Origin of the sequence: uncultured Agrococcus sp., assembly GCF_945915485.1 — a bacterium.
Classification (GTDB): domain Bacteria; phylum Actinomycetota; class Actinomycetes; order Actinomycetales; family Microbacteriaceae; genus Agrococcus.
Genome location: NZ_CAMEFJ010000093.1, coordinates 1 through 8930 on the forward strand (window position 1 = coordinate 1; position 8930 = coordinate 8930).

Consider the following 8930-nt stretch of genomic DNA (forward strand, 5'->3'; position numbering starts at 1 on the left):
GCGCTACTAGGCTGGGCCGGTGACCAGCACTCGCCCCCTATTCGCAGCAAGGCTCGGCACGAGTCTCGCATTCGGTGTCGTCGGCTTCCTCTTCGCCGTCTGGCTCGTGCACATCCCAGCCGTGCAATCCGCGACGGGCGTCAGCAAGGGTGAGCTCGGAACAGCGCTGCTAGCCCTGGGGCTCGGCTCGATCGTCGGCATGCAGGTCGGCGGCTCCGTCATCGCCCGCTTCGGTGCACGCTGGCCGCTGCTCGTCGGCCACCTGATCATGGTGGTCACGCTGTTGGGGCCCGCACTCGCCGGTGGTCTCTGGACTCTCATGGTCGCGCTTTTACTGTTCGGCATCGGCAACGGTCTCGCTGACGTCGCCATGAACGCAGAAGCCGTCGAGGTCGAGCGCGACAAGGGCAAGGCGATCATGTCGTCGATGCACGCATTCTTCTCGGTCGGCACCGCGGTCGGGGCCGCGTACGGCTGGCTCGTGCAGACCTTGGCGCTCCCGACGCTCATAAGCTTCGTGATCGCATCCGGTTTGGGGCTTGTCGCCGCGGGCATCGCTGCCGCGCTCATCCCGTCGCGCAGTGCGGAGCCGGAGCCGACGACAGCCGAAATGATGATCGCAGCGCGTGTTCCCGACGCCACGGTTGGAGAGCGCCCGAAGCGAGCGGTGCCGATCTCGCAGATCCTGTTGCTTGCCCTGCTCGGATTCGTCTTCATGCTTGCGGAGGGAGTCGCGAGCGACTGGAGCGCACTGCACGCCGTCGAAGAGCTCGGCACGAGCGAGGCGACCGGGGCGATCGCGTACGGCGCCTTCGCCGTGAGCATGACGGCAGCGCGCTTCGTCATCGACCTCGTGGTTCGACGGTTCGGGGCCGTTGCGGTCGTGCGCTACGGCTCGATCATCGCTGCGATCGGGCTCGGCGTCGTCGTGCTGTCACCCGGGTTCTGGCTCGCGCTCGTGGGCTGGATGGTCTTCGCACTCGGGATCGCTGGTGTCGTTCCGCAGATCTTCACGGCCGCAGGCAACCTGCCGGTCCGCAAGCGGGCTGTTCTGCTCGCGCGCATCGTCGGCGCCGGCTACATCGGCTTGCTTTCGGGCCCCGCGATCATCGGCTGGGTGGCCGGCGTGACCGGCTTGAACGGCGCACTGCTGGTGCCGCTGCTGCTGTGCGTCCTCGGTGTCGTGGGGGCGTCGTCCGTCAGGCCCTCCGATCGGCCGACTGCTGCTTAACGCCCAGTGTCGCCGAGGACGGCCCGGGCTTCGATCTCATCCCCGACCGTGACGTTCACGTCGATGATGCGCTCACCGAGCGGGCCCAGATCCGCGAGTCGCATCGGCTTCACCTTGAGTCGGCTCTCTGCGAGCTTCAGGAAACTCGAGAGGATGGGATTCTTGCTCGTGATCTCGAGTTCGCGCACGTGGAAGACGAGGTCGTTATCCAGCTCCAGCGTCGCCTTCGCGATCGCTGTTCCGCTGACAAACCCCTTCGACACCTTCGCGCTCGCCTCGACGCGCACGCTGCGCTGTGTGTCTTGCGTGAACCGGACCTGCCGCAACTCGACGTGAACCGGCACGCCGTCGCGGTCGCTGATCTGCTCGACGAGCACGTGCAGCGAGTCGATGAGGGCGTCCTGTTCGACTCGAAGGGAAAGTTCACCCGTCAGGTGGAGGGGGTCGCGGTTCTCGTCGATCGCGATCGCCAGCAACCCGCCGGCGTCCTCCAACCACGTAATCGGCACGTCGACCAGCGCGCCGTCGAGCACGTACGGTGCACCGAAAATCGTCACGGGATGGGCTCGGATCTCGGCAATCTTCACGAGCCCCGGTGACGCGTGCACGGCATCCAGTCGTCGCTCCTCTATGCCGTGCGAACGAAACGCTTCGCCGACCCGATTGCCGAAGTCTTCGAAGTCCTCGACCGAGTCGATGCGGATGCCGGTGAGGTCGATGTTGACGTGGTCGATGTCGTTGCCGACCACCTGACCGACGTGCATGGACGTCCGCTGATCGAGACTCTTGAGCGCTGCCTCACCCGCCCGCTGCAGCCGGTCCGCGGCACCGGGCTTCGTGACGTTTCCGAGGATCAACGGTGTGGTCTCTGGCATGCCTCCAGTTTAGAGCGTACGGCTTTGCGAAACCTTGCAACGCACGGTCGGGCTCCGACCTCACCGGTTTACGTCGCGAGCGAGGGAGTCGACGATGAACGCGAACGCACAGCCACAGAAGGCATAGGCTTTCGGTATGGCGGTCACCGATGATGCGATTGACAAGATCAAGCAGATGATTCAGTCGGGCGAGCTCGGCCCCGGCGACCGCCTTCCTCCCGAGCAGGAGCTCGCGGAACGACTCGGGCTCTCCCGCTCATCCATGCGCGAAGCCGTGAAGGCGCTCGAGACGATGCGGATTCTCGACGTGCGCCGCGGCGACGGCACGTACGTGACGAGCCTGAAACCGAGCCTGCTCATCGAAGCGATGTCTTTCATCCTCGACTACCATTCGGACTCTGCGGTCATGGAGGTCTTCGAGGCCCGGCGTCTGCTCGAACCGCGCATCGCGATGCTGGCTGCCGAACGAGCCACGGCGGAACAGGTCGAAACCATGGCGGCGCACCTGCAGACGATCGATGAGGATGCCGACACCGAATCACTCGTCACGCACGACGTCGAGTTCCACAGGATGCTGGCAGCGGCAACCGGCAACGACTACCTGGCGGGTCTCGTCGAAGCGATCGGCAGCCAGACGTGGCGCGCGCGAGTGTGGCGCGGGCTCACACAGGCCGGTGCCGTGTCACGCACCCTGGACGAGCACGAGTTGATTCTCTCGAGCATCCGCGATGGCAACACCGAGGTCGCGCAGGCCGCCATGATGCTGCACGTCGCGGGAGCCGAACGCTGGATCCACTCGGAGCTGCGCGAGCACTGACGAGCGGTACTTCGGTAGGCCAGGGCCGCGCCAGACGGGTTTTATCGGTCAAGACGCCGCCTGGATCGATAAAACCCGTCTGGAGACGCGCAAGTTCGCGCCGCCGTTGCTTCTGCAGGCGGTCGCCGAACCCTCTACTCCTCGGGGTCGCCGACGACGCCCTTGCGCAGCATGATGCAGCCGTACTTTCTCGTCTCCGTCGTGCGGATCACGGCGTACACGTCTCGGCCGCGTTCGTAGAAGTCGAATCGGTCGATCCACTCGACGCGCTCATCCACCTTCGTGTTCACGGCGTCGCGGAGCTGCGTCTGCACCTCCTCGCCCAGCCCCGGCTCGGGCGTCATGAGTGTCACGGAGGGGCTCGCGTAGTAGTCGATGGGGAAGACCGTGCGCACGGCCGCGACGATCTCGGGGGTCGTCGCCTGCGCTTCCAGCACTGGTACGCCCATCCCGTACGAGGGGTAGTGGCCGTCGGCGATCATGATCACGTCGTTGTGCCCCATGTGGTCGAGCACGCGCAGGAGATCGCCGTTCAGCAGCGGGTTGATTCCGGTCAGCATGGTTTGTCCTTTCCTTATGCTTGCGCTTGCGACGGGGTGAGGCCGTAGACCCGCGTCGCCGTGGTGCGTTCGACAGCCTCGCGTTCTGCGGGCGTGAGTGCTGCGAGCTGCCGCTCAGCAGTGTCTGCGAGCACGTCGACCCCGTCGCCGAGCAGCGGCATCGGGAAGTCCGAGCCGAGCATGAGCCGTTCCGACCCGAACTGCTCGAGCGCGAACTCCCAGACGTCGCGTTGCGCGTCGGCCGGCAGCGCCTTCCCGCCGTGGTGCAGCCCCGACAGCTTCGCCACCGTGTTCGGCGTTGCCGCGAACGCACGGACGGCCTTCGCCCAGTCGTCACGATCTCCTGCAGGAGGCTTGCCCAAGTGATCGAGCACGACCGTCAGCTCCGGCAGATCGCGCGCGAGACGCGTCGCGGCAGGAAGCTGATTCGGATACGCGTCCGGCACATCGAATGCGAGCCCGCGGTCGGCGATGACCCGCAGGCTCTCGCGAACGGGCTCGGCATCCAGCAGCAGCGCATCCGGCTGATCGTGAATGAGCGCCCGGATGCCGACCAGCGGCCGCCCCGCCAGCGCAGCCAGGCGAGCACGCACGGCATCCGGCTGCTCGATCGGCACCCAGCCGACGACACCCGCGATCCAGCCGTGTTGCTCAGCAAGGTTGAGCATGAACTCGGTGTCGGCCGCTGTGTCGGCGGCTTGCACGAGCACTGCACGGTCGCAGCCGAATCGACGCGATGCCCTGTGCGCCTCCTCGGCAGAGATCGGCCGGTTGATCGACGCGAGTTCGTCGCTCAGCCACGAATACTCGGCAGGGCACTGCCAGACGTGCAGGTGTGCGTCGATGCGACCCATATCTGCACCCTACGGGACGAGCGCGGCGTCGAGCAGGCCCGCACTCACAAGGTCGCGCCAGACGCCATCCGGCACGGGGGTCGCAGCGCGCTGGGCGGTCTGCTCCATCTGCTGCGGAGATGAAGCGCTGACGACGCGCGCTTCAATCGCCGCGTGCAGCAGCGGGAAGGCGATTGCGGCGGTCGGCAGGTCGATGCCGTGCGCTTCGCAGACGTCCGCGATGCGGTTCGCCCGCTCGACGAGCTCGCCGGCGGCAGCAGCATATTCGTAGCGGGCGTCGGATGCGGGGCGCGGTTTCGCGAGCAGCCCCGAGTTGAAGATCGATACGGCGACACCCGCGACGCCTCGCTCCGCCATGACCGGCAGGAGCTCCTCTGCCGCCGGCTGTTCCAGCAGCGTGAAGCGACCGGAGATCATCAGCGTGTCGGCCAGGCCGCTCTTCGCCGCTGCCGTGAGTGCCGCGACATCCTTGGATCCGACGCCGATGGCGCTCGCAGTTCCTTCCCGGCGCAGTGCAGCGAGCGCCGGGAGCCCCTGTTCGAGGGCAGGTTCCAGGCCCTCGGGTGCTTCCTCCGGATCGTGCAGATAGAGAATGTCGACGCGGTCGAGGCCGAGCCGCTCGAGCGAGTCCTCGAGGCTGCGGCGGATGCCCCCTGCGCTGTTGTCGACGCGTCGCACGTGCGTTCGCGGCACGGCGAATTCGAACGCCATATCGTCACCTTCGATACGGTCGGCGGGATCGAGCAGGCGACCGACCTTGGTCGAGAGGATGAACTCATCACGCGGTTTCGTCTGCAGGAAGGCGCCGAGCCTGCGCTCGGAGAGCCCGATGCCGTAGTGGGGCGCGGTATCGAAATGCCGGATGCCAGCGTCCCAGGCGGCTTCGAGCGTCGCCTGTGCGCGCTCATCCGAGACTTCCCGATACAGATTGCCGATGGTGGCGGCGCCGAACGCGAGCGGCTGCTTCGCGACAAGGCTCATCAGGCGACCTCCGTCACGGCAGCGGAGCTTTCGAACGCGTACTGCCGGATGCTGTCTTCCAGCATCTCGGTGCCCGCTCCGGGCGCAGTCGGAGTCACGTAGGAGCCGCCTTCAATCTTCGTCGGCGTGACGAAGTGCTCGTGCAGATGATCGACGAACTCGATGACACGGCCATCCTTACTGCCCGAGACCGCCACGAAATCGAACATCGAGAAGTGCTGCACCGCCTCGCAAAGGCCCACTCCGCCCGCGTGCGGGCACACGGGCAGATCGAACTTCGCCGCGAGCAACACGATCGCAATGATCTCATTCACACCCCCGACGCGCGTCGCATCGATCTGCACGTAGCGCAGCGCATCCGCCTGCATGAGCTGCTTGAACATCACCCTGTTGTGCACGTGTTCACCCGTCGCGACCGGGATCGGTGCGACTCCGCGGGCGATGGCAGCGTGACCGAGAACATCATCGGGGCTCGTGGGCTCCTCGATCCAGTGCGGATCGAACTGAGCGAGCGCGTTCACCCACTCGATCGCATCCGCCACATCCCAGCGCTGGTTCGCATCCATGGCGATCGGGAAGTCCGCACCCATGGCCTCCCTCGCGATCCGGAACCGGCGGATGTCGTCCTCCAGGTCGGCGCCGACCTTCAGTTTGATCTGCGTGAAGCCGTCCTCGCGTGCCTCGCGGCAGAGACGCGCGAGCTTCTCGTCCGAGTAACCGAGCCACCCCGGCGTCGTCGTGTAGGCGGGATACCCCTCGGCGAGCAGCTGCCGCTCGCGCTCTGTCCTGCCCGGCTCGGCACGTCGCAGAATGTCGAGCGCCTCGTCACGCGTTAGCGCATCCGACAGGTACCGGAAGTCGATGAGGTCGACCAGCTCTTCAGGGCTCATCCGAGCCAGTAATTGCCAGAGCGGGAGGCCGGCCCGTTTCGCCTTGAGATCCCAGAGCGCATTGATCACGGCGCCGATCGCCATGTGCATGACTCCTTTTTCAGGGCCGAGCCAGCGCAGCTGCGAATCGTGCAGCAGGAGCCTGCTGGTCGCTCCCATGTCGTCAAGCAACTCTTCGACACTGCGCCCGATGAGCTTGGACGCCGCGACGTCGATGGCGACGCGCTGGATGTCGTTGCCCCTGCCGATCGTGAACACGAAGCCGTGGCCGCTCAGGCCGTCCGCGGCATCCGTGTGCACCGTGAGGTACGCCGCCGAATAATCGGGGTCGGGATTCATCGCATCGGAACCGTCGAGGCTCTGCGAGGTCGGGAACCGCACATCGGCGCTGGTGCAAGCGGTCACGGTGCTCATGGCGTCTCCTGGCATAAGTCATCGGATGTTTACGTGCCATCAATGTACATCATTCGAGGCTCGGGATGCGGGGCGTCGGGTGCGCGGAGACGGCCGGATGCGCGTTCTGCTGCGTGAAGGCACATGACCCGCTGCGGGGTTCAGGTCGGTATTCTGGCGTTATTCCGACCCAAACTGCGTACTGAACGGCAGGCGGCGTTGCCGCGTCCTATCGCCGGGAGAGCAGCATCCCAGCAGACATGAATCGCGAGCGCACGTGTGCGTTAGACTTCCTGAAAGATCAGATCTCTCTGCGACTCGAAGGAGCAGCATGCGTTTTGCCCGACTCGGACCCCTAGGCGACGAAACCCCCGTTGTTCTGCAGAACGGCCGCGCGTTCGACATTCGATCGATCGCGCCCGACGTTGGCGCGGAGCTGTTCGGCAAGCTCGATGATGTCGAGGCAGCGCTGCAGAACGGCACGCTCCCCGAGATCACCGATGGCGAGCTCCGCGTCGGAGCACCCATCGCCAGGCCCGGCGCGGTCGTCTGCATCGGCATGAACTACGCGGCCCACGCGGCCGAATCGGGTGCCGAACCGCCGAAGGAGCCCGTCATCTTCTTCAAGCATCCGAACACCGTTGTCGGCCCCGACGACGATGTTCCGCTGCCCGATCACGCGAAGAAGCTCGACTGGGAGGTCGAGCTCGCGCTCGTCGTCGGCAAACCCGTGTGGATGCTCGAGTCGGCAGATGAGGGCCGCGCGGCTATTGCGGGCGTCACGGTCGCCGACGACCTCTCGGAGCGCACCTGGCAGATCGAGATTTCGGGCGGCCAGTGGTCGAAGGGCAAAGCGACTCCGGGTTCGACGCCGCTGGGCCCGGTGCTGGTAACACCCGAAGAGGTCGACATCAACAACCTCCGCCTCACGAGCAGCGTGAACGGGGAACCGCGGCAGGACTCGTCGACGAGCGACCTCATCTTCGACGTCGGCACGATCGTCTACGAGCTCAGTCAGTTCATGCGGCTCGATGCCGGCGACCTGATTCTCACCGGGACTCCGGAGGGCGTCGGGCTCTCCGGTCGTTTCCCGTACCTCGTCGATGGCGACGTCGTCGAGATGGGCATAGAGGGCCTGGGCGCGCAGCGACATGCGGTGCGCCGCGTCGAGCGCTCGGCGGGCTCGCGCTGATGGGAGAGTTCGACGGTCTGAAGGCGATCGTCACGGGCGGCGCGAGCGGCATCGGTGCGGCTGTCGCGCGCGAGCTGACGGCGCGTGGCGCCCGGGTGGCGGTGCTCGATCTGCTGACCGACGGGGCCGAGCATCCCGCCTTCCGGTGCGACATCGGCGACTCGGCATCCACGGACGCTGCTGTCGCGGCCGCAGCCGCGGCTCTCGGCGGTATCGACGTGGTCGTGAACAACGCAGGGATGGGCGCGGCAGGCGACATCGCGGCGAACGACGACGCCGAGTGGGCGCGCGTGCTGAACGTCAACGTCACCGGCATCGCCCGCGTCACCAGGGCCGCATTGGAGCACCTGCGCCGATCGCAACACGCGGCGGTCGTGAACACGAGTTCCATCGCCGCAACAGCGGGCCTGCCGCAGCGCGCACTGTACTCGGCGTCGAAGGGCGCGGTGCTGGCATTGACGCGCGCCATGGCCGCAGACCATCTTGGGGAAGGCATCCGCGTGAACGCGGTGTGCCCGGGCACCGCCGACACACCCTGGGTCGGCCGGCTGCTCGATGCCGCACCGGACCCGGCGTACGAGCGCACCCAGCTTGAGGCTCGCCAGCCACACGGTAGGCTCGTCTCGGTCGAGGAAGTCGCTCACGCCGTGGCTTATCTCGCGAGTCCGCTCGCGACCTCGACGACCGGTGTCGGTCTCGCGGTCGACGGCGGCATGCAGGATCTCCGACTCCGCAAGGACTGAATATGCGACGCCAGCTACCAGACATCGAGACGCTGCGCGGGTATCTGCGCTTCTCGAACCCGCTCCGCAACCCCGCCCAGATGCGGCTCGAGAAGGCACAGACGATCTGGGATCTCCGTGCCGTGGCCAAACGCAGAACCCCCAAGGGGCCGTTCGATTACACGGACGGCGCCGCCGAGGGCGAGGTCGGTCTGCGTCGCGCGTACGAGGCGTTTCGCGACGTGGAGTTCCAGCCGAGCATCCTGCGGGACGTCACGGATGTCGACACCGGCTGGGATGTGCTGGGCAAGCGCTCGAAGTACCCGTTCGGCATTGCGCCGACCGGCTTCACACGGTTGATGCACGCGGCCGGCGAGCGCGCCGGAGCCGCGGCGGCTACCGCCTACGGCATCCC

Annotated in this window: 10 protein-coding genes; 5 read left to right on the top strand and 5 right to left on the bottom strand. The window is 66.5% G+C overall.

Annotated features, from left to right (window positions below; all coding sequences use genetic code 11):
- Positions 1 to 19: 19 nt before the first annotated feature.
- The gene (locus tag Q0O95_RS11895) at positions 20 to 1231 is read left to right on the top strand and encodes an MFS transporter (protein WP_293698906.1); all 1212 of its coding nucleotides are present in this window, start codon (positions 20 to 22) and stop codon (positions 1229 to 1231) included.
- Here Q0O95_RS11895 and Q0O95_RS11900 read toward each other — a convergent pair.
- A complete protein-coding gene (locus Q0O95_RS11900) occupies positions 1228 to 2106 on the bottom strand; it encodes a hypothetical protein (protein ID WP_293698909.1) in 879 nt (292 codons plus the stop codon). The genes Q0O95_RS11895 and Q0O95_RS11900 overlap by 4 nt on opposite strands.
- 136 nt (positions 2107 to 2242) lie before the next feature.
- On the opposite strand from Q0O95_RS11900, the gene Q0O95_RS11905 reads away from it, so the two are divergent.
- Complete coding sequence (locus Q0O95_RS11905; RefSeq protein WP_293698911.1) at positions 2243 to 2923, top strand: FadR/GntR family transcriptional regulator; 681 nt, start codon at positions 2243 to 2245, stop codon at positions 2921 to 2923.
- Positions 2924 to 3057: 134 nt separating this feature from the next.
- On the opposite strand, the gene Q0O95_RS11910 is transcribed toward Q0O95_RS11905, so the two are convergent.
- From Q0O95_RS11910 to Q0O95_RS11925, 4 genes are read right to left on the bottom strand one after another with little or no spacing between them, the layout of a single operon-like run.
- Positions 3058 to 3483 (bottom strand): RbsD/FucU domain-containing protein, encoded by a 426-nt coding sequence (locus Q0O95_RS11910; RefSeq protein WP_293698914.1) that lies wholly within the window; start codon positions 3481 to 3483, stop codon positions 3058 to 3060.
- A 14-nt stretch (positions 3484 to 3497) separates the two neighbouring features.
- Positions 3498 to 4337 (bottom strand): amidohydrolase family protein, encoded by an 840-nt coding sequence (locus Q0O95_RS11915; protein WP_293698917.1) that lies wholly within the window; start codon positions 4335 to 4337, stop codon positions 3498 to 3500.
- Positions 4338 to 4346: 9 nt separating this feature from the next.
- Positions 4347 to 5318: an aldo/keto reductase gene (locus Q0O95_RS11920; protein ID WP_293698919.1), complete on the bottom strand. Its 972-nt coding sequence runs from the start codon at positions 5316 to 5318 to the stop codon at positions 4347 to 4349.
- Positions 5318 to 6622, bottom strand: a complete 1305-nt coding sequence (locus Q0O95_RS11925) for an L-fuconate dehydratase (RefSeq protein WP_293698922.1) — start codon at positions 6620 to 6622, stop codon at positions 5318 to 5320. Before Q0O95_RS11925 ends, Q0O95_RS11920 begins: the two co-directional genes overlap by 1 nt.
- 310 nt (positions 6623 to 6932) lie before the next feature.
- On the opposite strand from Q0O95_RS11925, the gene Q0O95_RS11930 reads away from it, so the two are divergent.
- From Q0O95_RS11930 to Q0O95_RS11940, 3 genes are all read left to right on the top strand, one after another.
- Positions 6933 to 7793, top strand: coding sequence for a fumarylacetoacetate hydrolase family protein (locus tag Q0O95_RS11930; RefSeq protein ID WP_293698925.1), 861 nt, complete (start codon positions 6933 to 6935; stop codon positions 7791 to 7793).
- Positions 7793 to 8536 (top strand): SDR family oxidoreductase, encoded by a 744-nt coding sequence (locus tag Q0O95_RS11935; RefSeq protein ID WP_293698928.1) that lies wholly within the window; start codon positions 7793 to 7795, stop codon positions 8534 to 8536. The genes Q0O95_RS11930 and Q0O95_RS11935 overlap by 1 nt, the downstream gene beginning before the upstream one ends.
- A gap of 2 nt (positions 8537 to 8538) precedes the next feature.
- Positions 8539 to 8930: alpha-hydroxy-acid oxidizing protein (locus tag Q0O95_RS11940; protein WP_293698931.1), on the top strand; the 392-nt coding region annotated here is incomplete at its 3' end.

Bases quoted from the DNA above. Each gene is read 5' to 3' on its own strand.
- Q0O95_RS11920 (WP_293698919.1), bottom strand. From the start codon at position 5,318: ATGAGCCTTGTCGCGAAGCAGCCGCTCGCGTTCGGCGCCGCCACCATC.
- Q0O95_RS11935 (WP_293698928.1), top strand. From the start codon at position 7,793: ATGGGAGAGTTCGACGGTCTGAAGGCGATCGTCACGGGCGGCGCGAGC.
- Q0O95_RS11905 (WP_293698911.1), top strand. From the start codon at position 2,243: ATGGCGGTCACCGATGATGCGATTGACAAGATCAAGCAGATGATTCAG.
- Q0O95_RS11910 (WP_293698914.1), bottom strand. From the start codon at position 3,483: ATGCTGACCGGAATCAACCCGCTGCTGAACGGCGATCTCCTGCGCGTG.
- Q0O95_RS11930 (WP_293698925.1), top strand. From the start codon at position 6,933: ATGCGTTTTGCCCGACTCGGACCCCTAGGCGACGAAACCCCCGTTGTT.
- Q0O95_RS11915 (WP_293698917.1), bottom strand. From the start codon at position 4,337: ATGGGTCGCATCGACGCACACCTGCACGTCTGGCAGTGCCCTGCCGAG.
- Q0O95_RS11900 (WP_293698909.1), bottom strand. From the start codon at position 2,106: ATGCCAGAGACCACACCGTTGATCCTCGGAAACGTCACGAAGCCCGGT.
- Q0O95_RS11925 (WP_293698922.1), bottom strand. From the start codon at position 6,622: ATGAGCACCGTGACCGCTTGCACCAGCGCCGATGTGCGGTTCCCGACC.